Consider the following 22,527-nt stretch of genomic DNA (forward strand, 5'->3'; position numbering starts at 1 on the left):
GGCTTTTTTTACGTCTTAACGGCTTATTTCACCGGACGCATCGCCGGGAACAGGATCACGTCGCGAATGGTGTGGCTGTTGGTGAACAGCATCACCATACGGTCGATACCAATACCCAGGCCAGCCGTCGGCGGCAGGCCGTGCTCCAGCGCGGTCACGTAGTCTTCGTCGAAGAACATCGCTTCGTCATCGCCTGCCGCTTTCGCGTTAACCTGATCCTGGAAGCGCTGCGCCTGATCTTCTGCATCGTTCAGCTCGCTAAAGCCGTTACCGATTTCGCGGCCCCCGATGAAGAATTCGAAGCGGTCAGTGATTTCCGGGTTCTCGTCATTACGACGCGCCAGCGGAGACACTTCCGCCGGGTATTCGGTGATGAAGGTAGGCTGAATCAGGTGCGCTTCGGCCACTTCTTCGAAGATCTCGGTCACGATACGGCCCAGACCCCAGCTCTTCTCAACCTTAATACCGATGCTTTCAGCGATCGCTTTCGCAGAGTCGAAGTTATCCAGATCCGCCATATTGGTTTCAGGACGGTATTTCTTGATCGCTTCGCGCATGGTCAGTTTTTCGAACGGCTTGCCGAAGTCGAACACCTCTTCACCGTAAGGTACCTGGGTGGTGCCCAGAATGTCCTGCGCCAGGGTGCGGAACAGGGATTCGGTCAGCTCGATCAGATCTTTGTAATCCGCATAGGCCATATAGAGTTCCATCATGGTGAACTCTGGGTTATGACGTACGGAGATACCTTCGTTACGGAAGTTACGGTTGATCTCAAACACGCGGTCAAAACCGCCGACCACCAGACGCTTCAGGTACAGTTCCGGCGCGATACGCAGGTACATGTCCAGGTCCAGGGCGTTGTGATGGGTGATGAACGGACGAGCGGAGGCTCCGCCTGGGATCACCTGCATCATCGGGGTTTCTACTTCCATAAAGTCGCGGTTAACCATGAACTGGCGAATGCCGGCCATGATCTGGGAGCGAATTTTGAAGGTCTTACGGGATTCATCGTTAGAGATGAGATCCAGGTAACGCTGACGATAGCGCGCTTCCTGATCCTGCAAACCGTGGAACTTGTCCGGCAGCGGGCGCAGGGCTTTGGTCAGAAGACGCAGCTCGGTGCAGTGGATAGACAGTTCACCGGTCTTGGTTTTGAACAGTTTACCTTTAGCGCCCAGGATGTCGCCCAGGTCCCACTTCTTGAACTGCTCGTTGTAGATGCCTTCCGGCAGGTCGTCACGAGAGACGTACAGCTGAATGCGGCCGCCAACGTCCTGTAAGGTCACGAAGGACGCTTTACCCATGATACGACGGGTCATCATGCGGCCCGCCACGGACACTTCAACGTTCAGCGCTTCCAGCTCTTCGTTCTCTTTACCGTCGAAGTCTGCGTGCAGTTGGTCTGAGGTGTGGTCACGACGAAAATCGTTCGGGAACGGCACGCCCTGCTCGCGCAGCGCTGCCAGCTTCTCGCGGCGGGTTTTCAGTTCGTTGTTAAGATCGACTACCGCGTCAGCGCCCTGTGCTTGTTGTTCAGACATGTTGGTTCCTCATAACCCTGCTTTCAAACTTGCTTCGATAAATTGGTCCAGGCTGCCGTCCAGCACCGCCTGCGTGTTACGGGTTTCAACCCCGGTGCGCAGGTCTTTGATGCGGGAGTCATCAAGGACGTAAGAACGGATCTGGCTGCCCCAGCCGATATCGGACTTGTTGTCTTCCATCGCCTGCTTCTCAGCATTTTTCTTCTGCATCTCCAGCTCATAAAGCTTCGCTTTCATCTGCTTCATGGCCTGGTCTTTGTTCTTATGCTGGGAACGGTCGTTCTGGCACTGTGTTACCAGCCCGGTTGGAATGTGGGTAATACGCACCGCAGATTCCGTACGGTTAACGTGCTGACCACCCGCGCCGGATGCGCGGTAAACGTCGATACGCAGGTCCGCCGGGTTGATGTCGATATCGATATCTTCATCCACTTCCGGGTAGACAAACGCGGAGCTGAAGGAGGTGTGACGACGGCCGCCGGAATCGAACGGGCTCTTACGCACCAGGCGGTGAACGCCGGTTTCAGTACGTAGCCAGCCGTAGGCGTAATCGCCAATAATCTTGATAGTGACGGATTTGATACCCGCCACTTCACCTTCGGATTCTTCGATAATCTCGGTTTTGAAACCGCGCGCTTCCGCCCAGCGCAGGTACATGCGCATCAGCATGCTCGCCCAGTCCTGTGCTTCGGTACCGCCAGAACCTGCCTGAATATCGAGATAGCAGTCAGCGCTATCGTATTCGCCGGAGAACATGCGACGGAATTCCAGCTGCGCCAGCTTCTCTTCCAGCACGTCGAGCTCTGCCACGGCTTCGTTAAAGGTTTCTTCGTCGTCGGCTTCGACAGCCAGCTCCAGCAGCCCAGAAACATCTTCCAGACCCTGCGCCATTTGATCCAGCGTATCTACGATGGCTTCGAGGGAAGAACGCTCTTTACCCAGCGCCTGCGCGCGCTCAGGTTCGTTCCAGACGTCCGGCTGTTCCAGCTCGGCGTTTACTTCTTCGAGACGCTCTTTCTTGGCATCGTAGTCAAAGATACCCCCTAAGAACGTCAGAGCGCTCCGTGAGGTCCTGAATGCGGTTTTTTACCGGATTAATTTCAAACATGGTCTGTTTTCTTTTATGAGCTTGTCAAAATGCGGTGATAAGAGCGGGATTGTACCGAATCCACGCCCTTTTTTATAGAGATTACTGACGCTAAATTGGCCAGATATTGTCGATGATGAGCTGAAGGGAGCGGTTACCACGGAACTCGTTAATATCCAGCTTATAGGCCAGCTCAACCTCGCGCACGCCGTTGTCCGGCCAGATGGAGGTATCAACGTTAAAGGCGATGCCGTCGAGCAGCGGTCCGCCGCCGACCGGTTCCACCATCACTTTGAGATGGCGTTCGCCCACGATGCGCTGTTGCAACAAACGAAAACGTCCGTCGAAAAGCGGCTCCGGAAACATCTGCCCCCACGGGCCGGCATCGCGCAGCATCTGCGCCACCTCCATGGTCATTTCAGCCGGTGAAAGCTCACCGTCAGAAACCACTTCACCCTGCAACAGAGCCGGATCGATCCACTCGGTGACCAGTTCGCCAAACAGACGCTGGAACTCGTCGAACTTCGCCTCTTCCAGCGACAGGCCTGCCGCCATCGCGTGACCGCCGAACTTAATCATCAGGTTCGGATGCAGCGTATCCAGACGCTCCAGCGCATCGCGCATATGCAGCCCCTGAATGGAACGACCGGAGCCTTTCAGCGTGCCGTCCCCGGCGGGGGCGAACGCGATCACCGGGCGGTGGAAACGCTCTTTAATACGCGACGCCAGAATGCCCACCACGCCCTGGTGCCATTCGGGGTGATACATCGCCAGCCCGCCCGGCAGGGTGTCACCGCTGCGCTCCAGCTTTTCGCACAGGGTCAGTGCTTCGGCCTGCATCCCCTGCTCAATCTCTTTACGGGTCTGGTTGAGTGCGTCCAGCTCACTGGCCAGCACGCGCGCTTCGCCGATGTTGTCACACAGCAGCAGCGCGACGCCAACCGACATATCGTCCAGCCGCCCCGCCGCGTTCAGGCGCGGGCCGAGGGCAAAGCCTAAATCGCTTGCCGCGAGCTTCAGCGGATCGCGGTTGGCAATTTCCAGCAGCGCCTTAATCCCCGGACGGCATTTACCTGCCCGAATGCGGCTCAAGCCCTGCCAGGTGAGAATACGGTTATTGGTATCAAGCGGCACCACGTCCGCCACGGTTCCCAGCGCCACCAGATCGAGATACTCCGCGAGGTTCGGCACGGCAATCCCGCGCGATTCGAACCAGCCCTTATCACGCAGCAACGTGCGTAACGCCAGCATCAGATAAAACGCCACCCCTACTCCGGCCAGCGATTTCGACGGGAAATCGCAGTCGCGCAGGTTCGGGTTAATGATGGCTTCGGCGGCAGGCAGAGTTTCGCCTGGCAGGTGGTGATCGGTGACCAGTACCGGGATCCCCAGCGCATGGGCATGATCGACCCCCGCATGAGAAGAGATCCCGTTATCCACGGTCATGATCATCTGTGCGCCACGGGCATGGGCCTGATCGACCACTTCCGGGCTGAGGCCGTAGCCGTCTTCAAACCGGTTCGGCACCAGGTAAGCCACGTTATCGCAGCCCAGCGCACGCAGGCTGAGTACGCTCAGCGCGGTACTGGTTGCGCCGTCGGCATCGAAATCGCCCACCACGACAATCCGCGTGCCTTCCCGGAACGCGTTGTAGAGCATTTCAGTCGCTTGTTCGATGCCACTCAGCGCTTGCCAGGGCAGCATGCCTTTGACGCTGCGCTCAAGATCGCTTGCCGTACGCACGCCACGGCTGGCGTACAGCCGCTTTAGCAGCAGCGGAAGCGTGTCTGGTAAATCCGCGGTTTCACCCGCATCGCGGCGGCGCAGTTTTATCGGGGCTTTCACGCGAATTATTTACCACCCATCTGTTTCTGGTGCTCGTCGAGGAACGCTTTCATCTCTTTTGGCCCCTGGTAGCCCGGCACCACATAGCCGTTACTCAGCACAATGGCTGGCGTACCGCTCACGCCAAACTGTACGCCCAGCGCGTAATGGTTAGCGATGTCGATATCGCAGGACGCGGGCTTCACGCCTTTGCCGTTCATCGCGTCATCAAAGGCCTTGTTGCGGTCTTTCGCACACCAGATCGCTTTCATATCCTGCTCAGGCTGGCTCTGCACGCCAGCACGTGGGAAAGCCAGGTAACGCACGGTAATGCCCAGCGCGTTGTAGTCTTTCATCTCTTCATGCAGCTTGTGGCAGTAGCCGCAGGTGATGTCGGTGAAGACGGTAATAACGTGCTTTTCCTGCGCCGCTTTGTAGACAATCATCTCTTTTTCGAGCGCGTTCAGGTTTTTCATCAGCAGCTGGTTGGTGACGTTCACCGGCTGCGCGCCGCTCACGTCGTACATGGGTCCCTGAATGATGTGCTTACCGTCTTCGGTCACGTACAGCACGCCGCTGTTGGTCAGCACCGTTTTCATGCCAGCCACCGGCGCTGGCTGGATCTCGCTGCTGGCGACGCCGAGTTTCGTCAGAGACTGTTTAATGGCGGCATCATCCGCATGGGCAAAACCGGAAACCGAAGCTGCCAGCAGGGTGAACAGCGCTAAAGACTTTTTCATATATGTTCCTGTAACAATTCGTCGGCACTCACGCGCGAGGGTGGTGCTGTTGGTGTAGCTGCCGCAGGCGTTCCGTCGCGACATGGGTGTATATTTGCGTCGTTGAAAGATCGCTGTGTCCAAGCAACATCTGCACCACGCGTAAATCAGCGCCGTGGTTTAACAGATGCGTCGCGAAGGCGTGACGCAAAACGTGCGGCGACAGCTTCTCACTGTCAATACCCGCCAGTGTGGCGTAATGTTTAATGCGATGCCAGAACGTTTGTCGCGTCATCTGCTGCGCGCGCTGGCTCGGGAACAATACATCTATGGAGACGCCGTTCAGCAGCCACGGACGCCCGTGTTCCAGATACGTCTCCAGCCAGTAGACCGCCTCTTCACCCAGCGGCACCAGCCTTTCTTTGTTCCCTTTACCGATAACGCGCACCACGCCCTGACGCAGGCTGATATCGCTCATCGTCAGGCCCACCAGCTCGGAAACGCGCAAGCCCGTGGCATACAATAGTTCAAGCATGGCTTTATCGCGTAACTCCAGCGGAAGGTCAACTGCGGGCGACTGTAATAATCTCTCAACTTGTGCTTCGCTGAGATCTTTTGGCAGCCGCTGAGGCAGTTTAGGCGATGCCAGCAGTGCGCTGGGGTCATCCGCGCGAATCTTCTCGCGGTACAGGTGCTGGAACAGGCGGCGCATGGCGCTCAGCAGACGCGCGGAGCTGGTGGCTTTGTACCCCCCTTCCATCCGCTCAGCCAGCAACCCTTGCAGGTCATCGCTTTGCGCGCTTTCAAGCGTCAGCCCCCGATGCGCCAGCCACTCGACCAGCAGCGTGAGATCCCGACGATAGGCGCTGAGCGTATTTTCAGCGAGGTTTTTCTCCAGCCACAGCGCGTCGAGAAACTGTTCGATGAGTGCGAGATCCTTTTCCACATCAGCCCCTTCGGTTCTGCAATCTGGCCATTATGCCTGATTGCCATCGGTTTCTGGTACACTACGCGCAAAGTCATAGCAAGAATTGAGATAGTTACGCGATGAATATTGGTCTGTTCTATGGTTCCAGCACCTGCTACACCGAAATGGCGGCGGAGAAAATTCGTGACATCATTGGCCCGGAACTGGTGACGTTGCATAACCTGAAAGATGACGCGGTTGCCTTGATGGAGCAGTACGATGTGCTGATTCTGGGTATCCCTACCTGGGACTTTGGTGAGATTCAGGAAGACTGGGAAGCCATCTGGGATCAGCTCGATTCAGTCAATTTTGAAGGCAAAATCATTGCGATGTATGGCATGGGCGACCAGTTGGGCTACGGGGAGTGGTTCCTCGACGCGCTCGGCATGCTGCATGACAAACTGGCGCCAAAGGGCGCGACGTTTATCGGCTACTGGCCTACGGAAGGCTATGAGTTCACCAGCCCAAAACCCGTCATTGCCGACGGCCAGCTGTTTGTCGGGCTCGCGCTGGATGAAACCAACCAGTACGATCTCAGCGACGAGCGCCTCCAGACCTGGTGCGAACAAATTCTGGGTGAGATGGCCGAGCAGTTTAGCTGATTTATTCCTGCGTCGGCTGTTGCACGATTAGCCGGCGCAGATCCCGCCACTCCGCGGGATCCATACTGTCTGCGGCCAGCCACAGGTGCTGGCGACGGTTGTCCTCGACCCGACGCAGCCGTAGCATCATCCCGGTGTTAAGCATCCACGGCGTCCCCATCATCTCCCACTCTTTTCCCTGCCAGCGCAGGCGAGAATCCATCAGCAGCTTAATTTCACCCTGACGGGCGTTGATTCGACGCTGGCTGCGCACGCTATCAAACACCACAAACGACAGCAAAAGCAGCCACAGAGGGGTATAGCTTAGCGGCCACGGCACCAATAACACCATTGCCGCGACCAGACCGTGGAGCAGTAAGGACATCCACTGTGAGCGCCACGAGACGCGAAGATCAGATTGCCACAGGACCACGTTCCTGATTCCGTGTTTGAATTAATTGCACCATCCGTTGCAACTCGGTGTCGGCGGGCTTGCCGTGATTCATCAGCCAGTTGAATAAATCCGGATCGTCAGACTCAAGCAGACGGACAAACAGGCGCTTATCGTCATCGCTTAAGCTGTCGTACTCATACTCGAAGAAAGGCATGATGGAGATATCAAGTTCACGCATGCCGCGACGGCACGCCCAGTGAATACGGGCCTTGTTGTTAATATCCATGTTCTGTTTCCTGCATTACGTTTGGCACAGTCGGTATCCCGTTTGGTATTCATTATTGCTCTCCGGGAACACCTGCTAGTGTAACGTGTTTTTGACCGTTTCTTTACTGGAATATTGTGAACCTCGAGCAGGCTCCCTGAATAATCCTTATAAAGACAGCGGATTACACTATTTTGCGTAGCGCCACGCATAACCGCGTAATGGCACGAATGGCCTGCTGAAAGCGCTTGCATTGAATACAGTCTCTTTTACCATTAGGTATTATCAAAGCGTTAAGCAATTCAGGACATCACTATGGCATTTACACCATTTTCTCCTCGCCAGCCCGCCGCCTCTGCGCGTCTGCCGCTGACGCTGATTACTCTTGATGACTGGGCACTGGCGACACTGACCGGTGCGGACAGTGAAAAATACCTGCAAGGCCAGGTCACGGCGGACGTGGCGCAGTTGACTGAGCACCAGCATCTGCTGGCCGCGCATTGCGATCCAAAAGGCAAAATGTGGAGCAACCTGCGTCTGTTCCGCCGTCAGGACGGATTCGCCTTTATTGAGCGCCGCAGCCTGCGTGACGCCCAGCTTAAAGAGCTAAAAAAATACGCGGTCTTTTCTAAAGTCACCATCGCCCCGGACGATGAACACGTTCTGCTGGGGGTCGCGGGTTTCCAGGCGCGTGCAGCGCTGAAAAACCTGTTTGCCGAGCTACCGGATGCTGAAAAACAGCTGGTCAGCGAGGGAGCAACCTCCATTCTGTGGTTCGAACACCCGGCGGAGCGCTTCCTGCTGGTAACCGACGAAGCAACGGCGGAACGCGTCACTGACGCCCTGCGCGGTGAGGCACAGCTCAACAACAGCCAGCAGTGGCTGGCGCTGAACATCGAAGCGGGCCTGCCGGTCATTGACGCGGCAAACAGCGCGCAGTTTATCCCGCAGGCGACAAACATCCAGGCGCTGGGTGGTATCAGCTTTAAGAAGGGCTGCTACACCGGTCAGGAAATGGTGGCGCGTGCGAAATTCCGCGGCGCGAACAAACGCGCCCTGTGGACGCTGGCTGGTCACGCCAGCCGTGTGCCGGAAGCGGGTGAAGATCTTGAAATGAAGATGGGCGAAAACTGGCGCCGTACCGGCACCGTGTTAGCCGCCGTCCAGCTCGATGATGGCCGCCTGCTGGTGCAGGTTGTCATGAATAATGATATGGAGCCCGACAGCGTGTTCCGCGTGCGTGATGATGCAAACACGCTCAGCATTGAGCCGCTGCCGTATTCACTGGAAGATTGATGCTGTATCGCCCGGTGTTGATATTCACCCTCTCCCTGTGGGAGAGGGTCGGGGTGAGGGCATCAGACCGCACCTTACAAAAAAACTACACCTGCCCAACATACAGATAAATTGCCAGGAAGTGACACACGCTGCCGCCCAGCACAAAGCCGTGCCAGATGGCATGGTTGTACGGAATACGCTTGCAGACGTAGAAAATCACGCCCAGCGAGTAGACCACACCGCCCACCGCCAGAAGCGTCACGCCCCCCACCGCCAGCTTAATGGCTAACTGATACACCACAATCAGCGACAGCCAGCCCATTGTCAGATAGGTAACCAGCGACAACACTTTAAACCGGTGCGCAATGGTCAGCTTAAACAAGATCCCCAGCAGCGCCAGGCTCCAGATCACAATCATCAGGCCACGCGACAGCGGTGAGTTGAGCCCCACCAGCAAAAACGGCGTATAGGTACCCGCAATAAGAAGATAGATAGCGCAGTGGTCAAATTTCTTGAGCCATATCTTCGCCCGTTGATGCGGAATCGCGTGATACAGCGTTGAGGCAAGGAAAAGCAGGATCATACTCCCGCCATACAGGCTGTAGCTGGTAATGGCCATCGCGCTGGCGTTGGTATCCACTGCCTGTACCAGCAATAACACTAAGCCGACAATCCCAAAAACCAGGCCAATGCCATGGCTTATACTGTTGGCTACTTCCTCAGCCAGCGAATATCCCTGTGCGATTAATGGTCTGCTCACCATACTTAACTCCGGGAAAACAAAAGATGATTATTCATCGCCAGTCTATGCTAACTGAGAATGATTCCAGTGAACACCTGTTAGCTAAAATAAATCTATAATCAAGATTTATCCTTATAAATCAGTGTAATGAAAAATAAATCCACCGCACAGGTGTAAATGATTTCATTAACACCTGAGTAATCAAGGAGATAAATCCGTCTCCCGCCCTTCGTCATCATGGTATGCTTCAGGAATAGTGTCCGACAGCGAGTTTAGCCATTGTGAGTATGTTCAGCCATTCCGCCATTGCCAGCCTCAACAATCTGGAAATGATGGTCTACAACTATGTCATTAAGAACCGCGATAAAGTGATGTACATGACCATCCGCGAGCTGGCGGATGCTGCTGGGGTCTCCACTACCACTATCCTGCGCTTCTGCCGCAAGCTCAACTGCGATGGTTACTCGGAATTTCGGGTGCGCTTTAAACTCTATCTGGAGCAGAACGAGCCGCAGCAGGCGAATTTTGGTGCCAGTGAAATTATCAGCTTCTTTAAAAGCGTAAATAACGAAGAGTTTGATGCGCTATTAGATAAAGCCGTCGATATTATTTTATCATCTGAACGAATTATTTTTGTCGGTGCGGGCACCTCCGGATCGCTGGCAAAATATGGCGCACGTTTCTTTTCAAATATCGGCAAATTCAGTAACCATATCGACGATCCTTATTTCCCGGTCACTAACGACATGGCTAAAAATGCGCTGGCCATTGTACTCTCCGTCTCCGGCGAAACCGAGGAGATCCTGCGCTTCGCCAGCCAGTTCAGCCTGCACCACTGCAAGGTGCTCTCCGTCACCAGCCATGAACATTCTCGTCTCGCAAAGCTGGCGGACTTTAACCTCTCCTGGCATGTCCCGCAAACGCGTATTGGCGGCGTTTACGATATCACCACGCAAATTCCCGTCATCTATATTCTGGAATCATTAGGCCGAAAACTGGCGAAGAAATTAACAGAATAAAACATCTTGTTTTTTTGATGTGACAAATTACAATTTCCACAAATTGTTATATCGTGACATTTAATTCCGCTTTGCTAGACTCGAAATCAATAAGTCCTGAATTGAGAATAGCAAAGATGAAAAAACTCACCTTACCGAAAGATTTTTTATGGGGCGGCGCGGTGGCGGCGCACCAGGTTGAAGGCGGCTGGAACAAAGGCGGCAAAGGGCCAAGCATCTGCGACGTGCTAACCGGCGGCGCACACGGCGTTCCGCGTGAAATCACGCAGGAAGTGATTGAAGGCAAATATTACCCGAACCACGAAGCCGTCGACTTCTATGGCCATTACAAAGAAGACATTAAGCTGTTTGCCGAGATGGGCTTCAAATGTTTCCGTACCTCCATCGCCTGGACGCGCATCTTCCCGAAAGGCGACGAAACTCAGCCAAACGAAGAGGGGCTGAAGTTTTACGACGACATGTTCGATGAACTGCTGAAGTACAACATCGAGCCGGTGATCACCCTCTCCCACTTTGAAATGCCGCTGCATCTCGTTCAGGAATATGGCGGATGGACCAACCGTAAAGTGGTCGATTTCTTTGTGCGCTTCTCGGAAGTGGTATTTGAGCGCTACAAAAATAAGGTCAAATACTGGATGACCTTCAACGAAATCAACAACCAGCGCAACTGGCGTGCGCCGCTGTTCGGCTACTGCTGCTCTGGCGTGGTCTATACCGAGCACGACAACCCGGAAGAGACCATGTACCAGGTGCTGCACCACCAGTTCGTGGCCAGCGCGCTGGCGGTGAAAGCCGCACGCCGCATTAACCCGGAGATGAAAGTCGGCTGCATGCTGGCGATGGTGGCGCTCTATCCTTACTCCTGCAAGCCAGAGGACGTCATGTTTGCTCAGGAATCCATGCGCGAGCGCTACGTCTTTACCGACGTGCAGCTGCGCGGCTACTACCCGTCTTACGTGCTGAACGAGTGGGAGCGCCGTGGGTTCTCCATCAGGATGGAAGCGGGCGACGAGCAGATCCTGCGTGAGGGCACCTGCGACTACTTAGGCTTCAGCTACTACATGACCAACGCGGTCAAAGCGGAAGGCGGCACCGGTGACGCCATTTCCGGCTTCGAGGGCAGCGTGCCGAACCCACACGTCAAGGCGTCCGACTGGGGCTGGCAGATTGATCCGGTAGGCCTGCGCTATTCGCTGTGCGAACTGTACGAACGTTATCAGAAGCCGCTGTTTATCGTCGAAAATGGTTTCGGCGCCTACGACAAGGTGGAAGAGGACGGCAGCATCAACGATGACTATCGCATCGACTACCTGCGCGCCCACGTGGAAGAGATGATGAAGGCGGTGACCTGGGATGGGGTGGATCTGATGGGCTACACGCCGTGGGGCTGCATCGACTGCGTCTCCTTCACCACCGGCCAGTACAGTAAGCGCTACGGCTTTATCTACGTCAACAAGCACGACGACGGTACCGGTGACATGTCCCGCTCCCGTAAGAAGAGCTTTGAGTGGTATAAAACCGTCATTGCCAGCAACGGCGAAACGCTGTAATGGCTCGCCCTCTCTGCAAGCGGAGAGGGCAAACCGCTTATCTTCCAGACACTTCTTTACAGCTTTTGCGTTGCCAAAATATGTTCGCCCGATAATATAGGCGTCCTGAATATTTGAGGCGAACATGATCAAGCGACAACGCAACGCTATCCTGCTTGTAGCCCTGGCCTGCCTGGTGGTGCTGATATGCACCGCCCAGCGGATGGCCGGGATGCACGCGCTTGTCATGAACGTCACCGCCACGAGCCAGTCTGTCCAGCAGGGGCAGGAGAGTACCGACGCACCGGTAACCCCGTGTGAGCTTAGCGCCAAGTCGCTGATGTCGGTCCCGCCTGTTTTGTTTGAAGGCGCCCTGATTGCCGTCACCCTGCTGCTGGCGTTGCTGGCAGCCAGCCCGCCGCGCCGCGAACGGCAGTGGCCTCCCCGCGTTATCTCCCCGCCCCGGTTAAGGGTGCATCTGCGATTATGCGTCTTCCGTGAATGAGCCTTCGCCTGTTACTTCAGGTTAATTCATCATTTACGGAGATAATTTATGTTTACTGTATTCAGGCGACTGCTGGTCTGCCTGCTTTGGCTATGGCTGCCCCTCAGCCAGGCTGCCGACAGCGGCTGGCTGCGCGCCGCCGATAATCAGCACGCCAGCGTCAGGCTGCGTGCGCAACCCGAAAGCACTGGCGAAACCCGCCTGCTGCTGGACGTCGCCCTGCAAAAAGGCTGGAAAACCTACTGGCGCTCGCCGGGCGAAGGGGGCGTCGCACCCGCGATTAAATGGCATCAGCCCGTCGAGGCGAACTGGCGCTGGCCTGTGCCGCAGCGTTTCGACGTCGCGGGCATCACCACGCAGGGCTACCACGGCGATGTCAGCTTTCCCATCACTCTGCGGGGCGACGTCCCGAAGATCCTGAGCGGCGTACTGACGCTCTCCACCTGTAGCAACGTCTGTATTCTTACCGACTACCCGTTTTCGCTGAACATGACCGCATCCGCAGGCGCCGGTTTTGATTACGATTTTAGTCGGGCCATGGGCACCCTTCCGCTCAGCGGCGGGTTGACCTCAACGCTTAACGCCACCTATGCCCCAGGCAAGCTGACCGTAACGGCGCAGCGTGACGCAGGCTGGCAGGCGCCGTCCCTGTTTATCGACGGTATGGATGATGTTGATTTCGGCAAACCGGCCCTCACCGTGCGCGGTGATTCGCTGGTCGCCACCGTGCCCGTGACGGACAGCTGGGGCGAGGCAGCGCCCAACCTCAGCGGCAAAACCCTGTCGCTGGTTCTGGCCGATAGCGGGCAGGCGCAGGAGTCCAGCCTGAGCATTCAGCCGGGGAACGCCGCGCCGACGCTCTCGTTAGGCTGGGTGCTGCTGATGGCGCTGGCTGGCGGTCTGATCCTTAACGTCATGCCCTGCGTACTGCCCGTGCTGGCCATGAAGCTGGGCACGCTGATGCAAACCGAACGGCAGGCGCGGGGTCAGGTACGCCGACAGTTTCTTGCATCGGTAGCCGGGATCGTGATCTCGTTCCTCGCGCTGGCGCTGATGATGACGGTTTTACGCTTAGGCAATCAGGCACTCGGCTGGGGGATCCAGTTCCAGAACCCGTGGTTTATTGGTGCGATGGCGATGGTGATGGTGCTTTTCAGCGCCAGCCTGCTGGGGTTATTTGAAATCCGTCTCCCTTCCGTCGCCAGCACCTTCCTCGCCACGCGCGGCGGTAACGGGCTTGCGGGTCATTTCTGGCAAGGCGCGTTTGCCACGCTGCTTGCAACGCCCTGCACCGCGCCGTTCCTGGGTACGGCGGTCTCGGTCGCGCTGGCGGCGCCGCTTCCCCTGCTGTGGGGGATCTTCCTGGCGATGGGTATCGGCATGAGCCTGCCGTGGCTGCTGGTGGCGGTCTGGCCGGGGCTGGCCCAGCGCTTGCCGCGTCCGGGACGCTGGATGAACGTCGTACGCGTAGTGCTGGGGATGATGATGCTCGGCTCATCGCTGTGGCTGCTGAGCCTGCTGACGGTGCACATTGGCAGCCTGCCCGTCATCACGCTGGGCGTGCTCCTGATCCTTACGCTGCTGCTGGTCACCGCCTGGCGCTACCGCTGGCAAACGGCACTGCGCGCCGGGGTATTAGCTGTAGTGGTGGCCGGAGCAGTCGCGTTTGTATCCGGCTCCGGCGGCGAGGGTTCCCGCCGCGATCGTATCCACTGGCAACCGCTCAGCGAGCAGGCCATTGCCCGCGCGCTGGCGGAGAACAAACGGGTGTTCGTCGACGTGACCGCCGACTGGTGCGTGACCTGTAAAGCCAATAAATACAACGTGCTGCTGCGCGACGACGTGCAGGATGCACTCTCCGCCCCGGACGTTGTCGCCCTGCGCGGCGACTGGAGCCGCCCCTCAGATACCATCAGCCAGTTCTTAACCACGCGCGGCAGCGCCGCCGTGCCGTTTAACCAGATCTACGGACCGGGATTACCGCAGGGCCACGTGCTGCCTGCGTTGTTAAGCCGCGAAGCGGTGCTGAGCACCCTGTCCGATGCAAAAGGAAAATAACATGAGAGCCTTAATAGCCTTACTTCTGCTGTCGTTATCAACGTTCGGTTTCGCCGCACCGTCAGATGACGCTTCCAGCGACCAGCTGGCAAAACTGTTGTTTAACGACCCCAACAGCCCGCGAACCGGCGCGGCATCGCCGAAGCTCACCATCGTCTCCTTTACGGACTACAACTGCCCGTATTGCAAGCAGTTCGACCCAATGCTGGAGAAAATCGTGCAGGAAAATCCCGACGTGCAGCTCATCGTCAAACTGCTGCCGTTTAAGGGACAAAGCTCGGTAAATGCCGCGAAAGCGGCGCTCTCGACGTGGCAGCAGGCGCCGGATAAATTCTGGGCGCTGCATCAGCGGCTGATGATGAAAAAGGGCTATCACGATGACGCCAGCATCGCCGCCGCGAAGGTCAAGACCGGAACGGACGGCATTAAAACGGATGATAAAACCATGGACAGCCTAAAGATGAACCTCATCCTGGCGCAGGTGCTGAATATTCAGGGTACCCCGGCGACCATTATCGGCGACCAGATGGTGGCGGGCGCAATTCCGTATGACGACCTGGAGGGGCTGGTCAAAGAACAGCTGGCAAACGTCCGTGGCAAGTAAGCTTCCGCGCCTGCTGCGCGAGCTGGGCGTGTGGCTGCTGATTGGCGTAGCCGTGAGCCTGGCGGTGGACTATTTCCGCCAGCCCGCGCTGCCGCAGAATTTCTCCGCGACGGCACTGCACACCCTCGACGGTCAGCCCGTCGATCTTATCGCCATGAGTAAGGAGCGACCGCTGCTGGTCTACGTCTGGGCGACATGGTGCGGCGTTTGCCGCTACACCACGCCGTCGGTGGCGGCGCTTGCCGCGGACGGGGGTAACGTGATGTCGGTTGCGCTGCGCTCGGGCGATAACGCGACGCTCGAAACATGGATGAGGAAGAAGAAGGTGATGATGCCCACGGTCAACGACGCCAGCGGAGAACTGGCGCGTGAGTGGGACGTTAAGGTGACGCCAACGCTGGTGGTGATCTCTCACGGTGAGGTGAAGTCGATCACCACCGGCTGGACCAGCGGCTGGGGAATGCGCCTGCGGCTGTGGCTGGCGTCTTAGCGTTACTTCCCGCCAGCCAGCTCCAGGAAGCTACCGGTAACATAGGAGGCTTTGTCGCTCAGCAGCCAGGCAATGGCCTGGGCGACCTCCTCCGGCTGACCGCCACGCTGCATCGGTAACATCGACTTCACCCGATCCACACGCCCCGGCTCGCCGCCGGAGGCGTGAATATCGGTATAAATCAGGCCTGGCCGCACGCCGTTAACGCGAATGCCCTGTGCCGCCACCTCCAGCGCGAGGCCGGTAGTCAGGGAATCCACCGCCCCTTTGGAGGCGGCATAATCCACATATTCCCCCGGCGCTCCCAGCCGTGATGCCGCCGAGGAGACATTCACAATCGCGCCGCCCTTGCCGCCGTGTTTATGCGACATGCGCTTCACCGCTTCACGGCAGCAGAGAAAATAGCCGGTGACGTTGGTAGCCAGCACGCGGTTAATACGTTCAGCGGAGAGGTTTTCAATGGTGGATTGTTCAAACAAAATTCCGGCGTTGTTCACCAGTGCGGCGAGCGGCTCACCTTCGCGATCGAGGCTGGCGAACATCGCCATCACCTGCGCTTCATCGCTGATGTCCGCGCGCATGGCAAAGGCTTTACCGCCCGCGTCCACGATCTGATTAATGACCTCTGTCGCGGCTTTGATGTTGTGATGAAAATTCACCGCAACGGTGTAGCCTTCGCTTGCCAGCTGTAGCGCGGTGGCTTTACCAATACCCCGGCTGGCGCCGGTGACCAGTGCAATTGCCATTCTTTTCTCCCAATAAAAAAGCCGGGTAGCGGCTTCGCTTTACCCGGCCTACGTTACTACAGGAACAACGTTACTGGTATTCGCTCATCGGTACGCAGGAGCAGAACAGGTTACGGTCGCCGTAAACATCATCAAGACGTTTCACGGTTGGCCAGTATTTGTTTACCACACCTGCCGGGAAGACAGCCAGTTCGCGGGTATAACCGTGGTTCCACTCTGCCACCAGTTCGTTCTGGGTATGCGGCGCGTTAACCAGCGGGTTATCTTCCAGCGTCCACTCCCCGCCTTTCACGCGGTCGATTTCGCTGCGGATCGCCAGCATGGCGTTGATAAAGCGATCCAGTTCCACCTTGCTTTCAGACTCGGTCGGCTCAACCATCAGCGTTCCCGCAACCGGGAAGGACATGGTTGGCGCATGGAATCCGTAGTCGATCAGGCGCTTGGCAATATCCAGCTCGCTGATGCCCGTCTCTTCTTTCAGAGGACGAATATCGAGGATGCATTCGTGCGCCACGCGACCGTCGCGGCCGGTATAGAGCACCGGATAGGCGTCCTTCAGACGCGTTGCGATGTAGTTGGCGTTGAGGATCGCCACCTGGCTGGCCTGCTTCAGCCCTTCCGCGCCCATCATGCGGATATACATCCAGCTGATTGGCAGGATAGAGGCGCTGCCGAACGGTGCCGCGGAGACCGCGCCCTGACGGGTCAGCATGCCTTCAATCTGCACCACGCTGTGGCCCGGCACAAACGGTGCCAGGTGCGCTTTCACGCCGATTGGGCCCATCCCCGGGCCGCCACCGCCGTGCGGAATGCAGAAGGTTTTGTGCAGGTTCAGGTGCGACACATCCGCGCCAATAAAGCCCGGAGAGGTGATGCCCACCTGGGCGTTCATGTTTGCGCCGTCGAGGTAAACCTGGCCGCCGAACTGATGCACCACTTCACACACTTCACGGATAGTTTCTTCGTACACGCCATGGGTGGATGGGTAGGTCACCATGATGCAGGAGAGTTTATCGCCCGCCTGCTCGGCTTTGGCGCGCAGGTCGGCCAGATCGATGTTGCCGTTTTTGTCGCACGCCACAACCACCACTTCCATTCCTGCCATCTGGGCAGAAGCCGGGTTGGTACCGTGGGCAGAGCTTGGGATCAGGCAGATATCACGGTGGCCTTCGTTGCGGCTTTCGTGATAGTGACGGATTGCCAGCAGACCGGCGTATTCACCCTGCGCGCCGGAGTTCGGCTGCATGCAGAGCGCGTCATAACCGGTCAGCTTCACCAGCCAGTCGGAGAGCTGGTTGATCATCATGTGATACCCTTCCGCCTGCTCAGCCGGGCAGAACGGGTGCAGCTCAGAGAATTCAGGCCAGGTAATTGGGATCATCTCAGCCGCGGCGTTCAGCTTCATGGTGCAGGAGCCCAGCGGGATCATCGCCTGGTTCAGCGCCAGATCTTTACGTTCCAGCGAGTGCATGTAACGCATCATCTCGGTTTCGCTGTGATAGCGGTTGAACACCGGATGAGTCAGGATCGCGTCGTCGCGCAGCATGCTTTCCTGAATGGAGCGGCTGTCGAGCGCAACCTCTTTGTCGAGCGTATCAACGTCCAGACCGTGTGCGTCACCCAGCAATACGTTGAACAGGGTCAGGATATCGTCACGGGTGGTGCTTTCGTCCAGCGTAATGCCGACCGCATTGTGAATGTCGCTGCGCAGGTTGATTTGCGCTGCCTCGGCGCGCGCCAGCACGGCCGCTTTGTCTGTCACCTCGACGCACAGGGTGTCGAAATAGTGTTCATGACGCAGTCTGAGACCTTTCTGTTGCAGACCGCAGGCCAGGATATCGGCCAGACGGTGGATGCGGCTGGCAATGCGCTTCAGGCCAGCCGGACCGTGGAACACCGCGTACAGGCTGGCAATGTTAGCCAGCAGTACCTGCGAGGTACAGATGTTGGAGTTCGCTTTCTCGCGGCGGATATGCTGCTCGCGGGTCTGCATCGCCATGCGCAGCGCGGTGTTACCGGCGGCATCTTTCGATACGCCGATAATACGGCCTGGCATGGAGCGTTTAAATTCATCTTTCGCGCCAAAGAACGCCGCGTGCGGGCCGCCGTAGCCCATCGGCACGCCGAAACGCTGGGCTGAGCCGAAGACAATATCCGCGCCCTGTTTACCTGGCGCCGTCAGCAGCACCAGCGCCATAAAATCAGCGGCGACGCTAACAATAATCTTACGGGATTTCAGCTCGGCGATCAGTGCGCCGTAGTCGTGTACTTCCCCGGTGGTGCCCACCTGCTGCAACAGCACGCCGAAGACGTCCTGGTGATCCAGCACTTTTTCAGCGTCGTCGACAATCACCTCAAAGCCGAAGGTTTCCGCACGGGTGCGCACCACGTCCAGCGTCTGGGGATGCACGTCCGCCGCGACGAAGAAGCGGTTGGCGTTTTTCAGTTTGCTCACGCGCTTCGCCATCGCCATCGCTTCGGCGGCGGCGGTGGCTTCATCCAGCAGCGAGGCAGAGGCGATATCCATACCGGTCAGATCCAGCGTCACCTGCTGGAAGTTCAGCAGCGCTTCCAGACGGCCCTGGGAGACTTCTGGCTGATATGGGGTATAAGCGGTGTACCAGCCCGGGTTTTCCAGCATGTTACGCAGGATCACCGGCGGTAACTGCACGTTGGTGTAGCCCATGCCAATGTAAGACTTATAGCGCTTGTTAAGGCTGGCGATGGCCTTAAGCTCCGCCAGCGCGGCGAACTCCGTCGTGGACTCGCCTACCTGCGGCGGCGTGGCAAGCTGGATGTCCTTTGGCACGATCTGGCCGATCAGTGCGTTTAATGAATCCGCGCCAACTGTCTTCAGCATCTCCTGCTGTTGCTGAGCATCCGGCCCAATGTGACGTTCAATGAAGGCGCCACGGTTTTCAAGCTGGCTTAAAGTCTGTGTCATGAGCGATGGTTCCTGAAACGTGCAGTGAATGTGTTTTCTCCCTCTCCCTAAGGGAGAGGGCTGGGGTGAGGGTATCGTCTGTTCCCCTCACCCTACCCTCTCCCCAAGGGGAGAGGGAAATGGCTTATTCGTCTTCCAGTAGTGCTTCGTACGCGGTCGCATCCAGCAGCGCGGCAACCTGCGCTTCGTCGCTGGCTTTGATCTTGAAGATCCAGCCGCCTTCATACGGTTCGCTGTTCACCAGCTCCGGGGAGTCGCTGAGCGCGTCGTTCACGGCAACAATTTCACCGCTTACCGGGGCGTAGATGTCAGAGGCCGCTTTAACGGATTCCGCCACCGCACAGTCATCGCCTGCGCTCACGGTTGCGCCCACTTCCGGCAGGTCAACAAACACCATGTCGCCCAGCAGCTCCTGCGCGTGCTCGGTGATCCCAACGGTGTAAGTGCCGTCCGCCTCTTTGCGCAGCCACTCGTGTTCTTTGCTGTATTTCAGTTCTGCTGGCACATTGCTCATTGAAGTTCTCCTGATAAAAATAGTTAGGCGACCGGCTTACCGGCGCGAACAAAAATCGGTTTGGTCACGTTGACCGGCATTTCGCGGTTGCGGATCTGCACCACCGCCGTTTCGCCAATCCCCGCCGGCACGCGTGCCAGGGCAATACTGTAGCCGAGCGTCGGGGAGAACGTTCCGCTGGTAATCACGCCTTCGCGATGATTGCCATCGGCATCGGTGAAGCGCACCGGCAGCTCGCCGCGCAGCACGCCTTTTTCTTTCATCACCAGGCCTACCAGCTGTTCAGTGCCCTTCTCGCGCTGCATCTCCAGCGCTTCACGACCAATAAAATCACGGTCAGCCGGTTCCCATGCGATGGTCCAGCCCATGTTGGCGGCCAGCGGAGAGACGCCTTCGTCCATCTCCTGACCGTAGAGGTTCATCCCCGCTTCCAGACGCAGCGTATCGCGCGCGCCCAGGCCCGCAGGCTTCACACCTGCCTCCACCAGCGCACGCCAGAAATCAGCGGCCTTCTCGTTTGGCATGGCAATTTCATAGCCCGCTTCACCGGTGTAGCCGGTGGTGGCGATAAACAGATCCCCCGCCTGCACGCCGAAGAATGGCTTCATGCCTTCGGTGGCTTTGCGCTGCTCGTCGCTGAACAGAGACGCGGCTTTCGCCTGGGCGTTTGGCCCCTGTACGGCAATCAGCGACAGATCGTCACGGACAGTGATGTCAATGGCGTAAGGTTCAGCGTGTTGGGAAATCCAGGAGAGGTCTTTTTCGCGGGTGGCGGAGTTTACAACGAGGCGGAAGAAATCTTCGGTGAAGTAGTAGACGATGAGGTCGTCAATCACGCCGCCAGAGGCATTGAGCATACCGGTATAGAGCGCTTTGCCCGGCGTCTTCAGTTTGGCGACGTCGTTTGCCAGCAGATAACGCAAAAACTCCCGGGTGCGGCTACCGCGCAGGTCGACAATCGTCATATGAGACACGTCGAACATACCGGCATCGGTGCGCACCGCGTGGTGCTCATCAATCTGCGAGCCGTAGTGCAGCGGCATCATCCAGCCGTGGAAGTCCACCATGCGGGCACCGCATAACACGTGCTGTTCGTACAAAGGAGTCTGTTGAGCCATCTTTTCCTCGTTGAAAAATTCACCGTGAAACCCGGTGTCGGCCTCGCGATCGGGGGCCGACGCAAACGTTCTCTTTTACCTGAACTTACCACCTAAACCGGCGGTTAACCATAAGGTAAAACGGGTCATCACATTAGCTTATGACCAAAAATCGCTGAAAAGCCTACAGAGTTATTCACTGGGAAAATGCGATTAAACCCGCATAAAATTAACAATGATCTAACAGGATTTAGCAGATGCTGATATTTCATGCGGAAAAATGGGCCGAATTTCCGTAACATAAAAATAGTAAGATTAGATTTTCTAATGCGAAAAATGACGTGAAATTAGATTATTTCAAACGAGGGAATTTCCCCGGCGCGCAGGCCGGGAAAATAAAGTGTGACGGGGATCGAGATTAACGTAACCAGTCGGGAAGATCGTTGAGGCCCATTGCCTGACGAAGAAGCTGCGGTTTTACTCCGGGAAGGGTGTCGGCCAGTTTGAGGCCAATATCGCGCAGCAGTTTTTTCGCCGGGTTCGCTCCGGCAAACAGCTCGCGGAAGCCCTGCATACCCGCCAGCATCATCGCCGCACTGTGTTTGCGGCTGCGCTCGTAGCGACGCAGATACAGATGCTGACCAATATCTTTGCCTTCCCGATGCAGGCGACGCAGCTCTTCAACCAGCTCAGCCGCGTCCATAAAGCCGAGGTTCACTCCCTGCCCGGCCAGCGGATGAATGGTATGCGCCGCATCCCCCACCAGCGCCAGACGGTGCGCGGCAAACTGACGCGCGTAGCGACCGGTTAACGGAAACGTCTGGCGTTCGCTTTCAAGCCCGCACAGGCCCAGACGGTTATCAAACGCCACGCATAGCGCCTGACTGAAGGCATCCGGCGTCGTCTCCTGCATCTGCTGCGCTTTCTCCGGCTCTAAGGACCAGACGATGGAGCAGAGATGCGGATCGGCAAGCGGCAGGAAGGCCAGAATGCCGTCATTATGGAAAATCTGGCGCGCCACGCCGCCGTGCGGCTCTTCGGTGCGGATTGTGGCCACCAACGCGTGATGACGGTAATCCCAGAAAGTCAGCGGAATATCCGCTTTGTTACGGAGCCAGGAATTAGCGCCGTCGGCACCCACTACCAGACGCGCAGTCAGCATATCGCCACTTTCAAGAGTGATAAACGCGTCGTTTTCGCCCCACGCCACCTGATGAAGTTTCGCCGGTGCGATCAGCGTGACGTCGCTGCACTGCTGCGCTTTCTGCCACAGCGCGTGGTGGATCACCACGTTTTCAACGATATGTCCAAGGTGGCTGTAACCCATGCTTTCATCGTCAAACGCGATACGGCCAAAGCTGTCTTTGTCCCACACTTCCATCCCGTGATAGCAACTGGCACGGAGCGCCACGATTTCAGACCAGACGCCAAGGTGCGTCAGTAGCTTTTCGCTGGCGGCATTGATCGCCGAGACGCGAAGCTCTGGCGGTGCATCCTGCGCCACAGGCTGCGGCGCTTTTTGCTCAAGCACGGCCACGCGCAGGCCGCTGCCCTGTAAACCACAAGCCAGCGCCAGTCCTACCATTCCGCCGCCCACAATGGCGACATCAACATTTTGCACGG

21 protein-coding genes are annotated in these 22,527 nt (G+C 57.3%); 8 read left to right on the forward strand and 13 right to left on the reverse strand.

Annotated features, from left to right (window positions below; genetic code table 11):
• Nucleotides 1-23: 23 nt before the first annotated feature.
• The 5 genes from lysS to xerD form a co-directional block, all read right to left on the reverse strand.
• Entirely contained in the window at nt 24-1,541 is a 1,518-nt protein-coding gene (lysS, locus tag SK53_RS12940) for a lysine--tRNA ligase (protein WP_003863452.1), read from the reverse strand.
• A gap of 9 nt (nt 1,542-1,550) precedes the next feature.
• Nucleotides 1,551-2,649 (reverse strand): peptide chain release factor 2 gene (gene prfB, locus SK53_RS12945; protein WP_096147815.1). Its coding sequence is split into 2 segments (ribosomal slippage): nt 1,551-2,573 and nt 2,575-2,649, totalling 1,098 coding nucleotides; the frame shifts between segments, so codons are not numbered across the junction.
• 90 nt (nt 2,650-2,739) lie between these two features.
• On the reverse strand, nt 2,740-4,473 hold the full coding sequence (gene recJ / locus SK53_RS12955) for a single-stranded-DNA-specific exonuclease RecJ (RefSeq protein ID WP_023314793.1): 1,734 nt from the start codon (nt 4,471-4,473) through the stop codon (nt 2,740-2,742).
• Between the two features lie 5 nt (nt 4,474-4,478).
• Nucleotides 4,479-5,192: a bifunctional protein-disulfide isomerase/oxidoreductase DsbC gene (gene dsbC, locus SK53_RS12960; protein ID WP_003863443.1), complete on the reverse strand. Its 714-nt coding sequence runs from the start codon at nt 5,190-5,192 to the stop codon at nt 4,479-4,481.
• A 28-nt stretch (nt 5,193-5,220) separates the two neighbouring features.
• Nucleotides 5,221-6,117 carry a site-specific tyrosine recombinase XerD gene (gene xerD, locus SK53_RS12965; protein ID WP_003863442.1) on the reverse strand — a complete coding sequence of 299 codons (897 nt, stop codon included), beginning with the start codon at nt 6,115-6,117 and terminating at the stop codon, nt 5,221-5,223.
• Between the two features lie 101 nt (nt 6,118-6,218).
• Here xerD and fldB point away from each other — a divergent pair, with 101 nt between their 5' ends.
• Complete coding sequence (gene fldB / locus SK53_RS12970; protein WP_003863440.1) at nt 6,219-6,740, forward strand: flavodoxin FldB; 522 nt, start codon at nt 6,219-6,221, stop codon at nt 6,738-6,740.
• Nucleotide 6,741: 1 nt separating this feature from the next.
• On the opposite strand, the gene SK53_RS12975 is transcribed toward fldB, so the two are convergent.
• Together SK53_RS12975 and sdhE are read right to left on the reverse strand one after the other, a co-directional pair.
• Nucleotides 6,742-7,152, reverse strand: coding sequence for a protein YgfX (locus SK53_RS12975; RefSeq protein WP_003863439.1), 411 nt, complete (start codon nt 7,150-7,152; stop codon nt 6,742-6,744).
• The gene (gene sdhE / locus SK53_RS12980) at nt 7,133-7,399 is read right to left on the reverse strand and encodes an FAD assembly factor SdhE (RefSeq protein WP_003863437.1); all 267 of its coding nucleotides are present in this window, start codon (nt 7,397-7,399) and stop codon (nt 7,133-7,135) included. Before sdhE ends, SK53_RS12975 begins: the two co-directional genes overlap by 20 nt.
• A 294-nt stretch (nt 7,400-7,693) precedes the next feature.
• Between sdhE and ygfZ the strand changes: the two genes are divergently transcribed.
• On the forward strand, nt 7,694-8,674 hold the full coding sequence (gene ygfZ / locus SK53_RS12985) for a tRNA-modifying protein YgfZ (protein WP_022649306.1): 981 nt from the start codon (nt 7,694-7,696) through the stop codon (nt 8,672-8,674).
• An 85-nt stretch (nt 8,675-8,759) separates the two neighbouring features.
• Here ygfZ and SK53_RS12990 read toward each other — a convergent pair whose 3' ends face one another.
• Entirely contained in the window at nt 8,760-9,419 is a 660-nt protein-coding gene (locus SK53_RS12990) for a PAQR family membrane homeostasis protein TrhA (RefSeq protein ID WP_003863433.1), read from the reverse strand.
• Between the two features lie 266 nt (nt 9,420-9,685).
• On the opposite strand from SK53_RS12990, the gene SK53_RS13000 reads away from it, so the two are divergent.
• The 6 genes from SK53_RS13000 to SK53_RS13025 all read left to right on the forward strand — a co-directional run bounded on the left by SK53_RS13000 (nt 9,686) and on the right by SK53_RS13025 (nt 15,603).
• On the forward strand, nt 9,686-10,417 hold the full coding sequence (locus SK53_RS13000; protein WP_023314798.1) for a MurR/RpiR family transcriptional regulator: 732 nt from the start codon (nt 9,686-9,688) through the stop codon (nt 10,415-10,417).
• Nucleotides 10,418-10,533: 116 nt separating this feature from the next.
• Nucleotides 10,534-11,967 (forward strand): 6-phospho-beta-glucosidase BglA, encoded by a 1,434-nt coding sequence (gene bglA / locus SK53_RS13005; RefSeq protein ID WP_003863430.1) that lies wholly within the window; start codon nt 10,534-10,536, stop codon nt 11,965-11,967.
• A gap of 124 nt (nt 11,968-12,091) precedes the next feature.
• Nucleotides 12,092-12,451, forward strand: a complete 360-nt coding sequence (locus SK53_RS13010; RefSeq protein WP_003863427.1) for a hypothetical protein — start codon at nt 12,092-12,094, stop codon at nt 12,449-12,451.
• A gap of 48 nt (nt 12,452-12,499) precedes the next feature.
• Nucleotides 12,500-14,509 carry a protein-disulfide reductase DsbD family protein gene (locus SK53_RS13015; protein ID WP_003863425.1) on the forward strand — a complete coding sequence of 670 codons (2,010 nt, stop codon included), beginning with the start codon at nt 12,500-12,502 and terminating at the stop codon, nt 14,507-14,509.
• 1 nt (nt 14,510) lies between these two features.
• Nucleotides 14,511-15,113 (forward strand): DsbA family protein, encoded by a 603-nt coding sequence (locus SK53_RS13020; RefSeq protein WP_032610083.1) that lies wholly within the window; start codon nt 14,511-14,513, stop codon nt 15,111-15,113.
• Nucleotides 15,103-15,603, forward strand: coding sequence for a protein disulfide oxidoreductase (locus SK53_RS13025; RefSeq protein ID WP_032610084.1), 501 nt, complete (start codon nt 15,103-15,105; stop codon nt 15,601-15,603). Before SK53_RS13020 ends, SK53_RS13025 begins: the two co-directional genes overlap by 11 nt.
• Before the next feature lie 2 nt (nt 15,604-15,605).
• Here the strand turns inward: SK53_RS13025 and SK53_RS13030 are convergent, their stop codons facing one another.
• The 5 genes from SK53_RS13030 to ubiI all read right to left on the reverse strand — a co-directional run bounded on the left by SK53_RS13030 (nt 15,606) and on the right by ubiI (nt 22,525).
• The gene (locus tag SK53_RS13030; RefSeq protein WP_032610085.1) at nt 15,606-16,349 is read right to left on the reverse strand and encodes an SDR family oxidoreductase; all 744 of its coding nucleotides are present in this window, start codon (nt 16,347-16,349) and stop codon (nt 15,606-15,608) included.
• Nucleotides 16,350-16,419: 70 nt separating this feature from the next.
• Complete coding sequence (gcvP, locus tag SK53_RS13035) at nt 16,420-19,293, reverse strand: aminomethyl-transferring glycine dehydrogenase (protein WP_048209577.1); 2,874 nt, start codon at nt 19,291-19,293, stop codon at nt 16,420-16,422.
• A gap of 124 nt (nt 19,294-19,417) precedes the next feature.
• Complete coding sequence (gcvH, locus tag SK53_RS13040) at nt 19,418-19,807, reverse strand: glycine cleavage system protein GcvH (RefSeq protein ID WP_006811885.1); 390 nt, start codon at nt 19,805-19,807, stop codon at nt 19,418-19,420.
• A 23-nt stretch (nt 19,808-19,830) separates the two neighbouring features.
• Entirely contained in the window at nt 19,831-20,925 is a 1,095-nt protein-coding gene (gcvT, locus tag SK53_RS13045) for a glycine cleavage system aminomethyltransferase GcvT (RefSeq protein ID WP_003860107.1), read from the reverse strand.
• Nucleotides 20,926-21,322: 397 nt separating this feature from the next.
• Nucleotides 21,323-22,525 carry an FAD-dependent 2-octaprenylphenol hydroxylase gene (ubiI, locus tag SK53_RS13050; protein WP_048209578.1) on the reverse strand — a complete coding sequence of 401 codons (1,203 nt, stop codon included), beginning with the start codon at nt 22,523-22,525 and terminating at the stop codon, nt 21,323-21,325.
• Between the last annotated feature and the right edge of the window lie 2 nt (nt 22,526-22,527).

Source organism: Enterobacter sp. MGH119 (assembly GCF_001037675.1).
GTDB classification, from domain to species: domain Bacteria; phylum Pseudomonadota; class Gammaproteobacteria; order Enterobacterales; family Enterobacteriaceae; genus Enterobacter; species Enterobacter hormaechei_C.

Excerpts from the sequence above, each read along its gene's own strand:
- gcvH (WP_006811885.1), bottom strand. The coding sequence starts at position 19,807 with ATGAGCAATGTGCCAGCAGAACTGAAATACAGCAAAGAACACGAGTGG.
- dsbC (WP_003863443.1), bottom strand. The coding sequence starts at position 5,192 with ATGAAAAAGTCTTTAGCGCTGTTCACCCTGCTGGCAGCTTCGGTTTCC.
- gcvP (WP_048209577.1), bottom strand. The coding sequence starts at position 19,293 with ATGACACAGACTTTAAGCCAGCTTGAAAACCGTGGCGCCTTCATTGAA.
- gcvT (WP_003860107.1), bottom strand. The coding sequence starts at position 20,925 with ATGGCTCAACAGACTCCTTTGTACGAACAGCACGTGTTATGCGGTGCC.
- fldB (WP_003863440.1), top strand. The coding sequence starts at position 6,219 with ATGAATATTGGTCTGTTCTATGGTTCCAGCACCTGCTACACCGAAATG.
- bglA (WP_003863430.1), top strand. The coding sequence starts at position 10,534 with ATGAAAAAACTCACCTTACCGAAAGATTTTTTATGGGGCGGCGCGGTG.
- ygfZ (WP_022649306.1), top strand. The coding sequence starts at position 7,694 with ATGGCATTTACACCATTTTCTCCTCGCCAGCCCGCCGCCTCTGCGCGT.
- SK53_RS12990 (WP_003863433.1), bottom strand. The coding sequence starts at position 9,419 with ATGGTGAGCAGACCATTAATCGCACAGGGATATTCGCTGGCTGAGGAA.
- SK53_RS13020 (WP_032610083.1), top strand. The coding sequence starts at position 14,511 with ATGAGAGCCTTAATAGCCTTACTTCTGCTGTCGTTATCAACGTTCGGT.
- SK53_RS13030 (WP_032610085.1), bottom strand. The coding sequence starts at position 16,349 with ATGGCAATTGCACTGGTCACCGGCGCCAGCCGGGGTATTGGTAAAGCC.
- sdhE (WP_003863437.1), bottom strand. The coding sequence starts at position 7,399 with ATGGATATTAACAACAAGGCCCGTATTCACTGGGCGTGCCGTCGCGGC.
- SK53_RS13010 (WP_003863427.1), top strand. The coding sequence starts at position 12,092 with ATGATCAAGCGACAACGCAACGCTATCCTGCTTGTAGCCCTGGCCTGC.
- SK53_RS13000 (WP_023314798.1), top strand. The coding sequence starts at position 9,686 with ATGTTCAGCCATTCCGCCATTGCCAGCCTCAACAATCTGGAAATGATG.
- lysS (WP_003863452.1), bottom strand. The coding sequence starts at position 1,541 with ATGTCTGAACAACAAGCACAGGGCGCTGACGCGGTAGTCGATCTTAAC.
- SK53_RS13015 (WP_003863425.1), top strand. The coding sequence starts at position 12,500 with ATGTTTACTGTATTCAGGCGACTGCTGGTCTGCCTGCTTTGGCTATGG.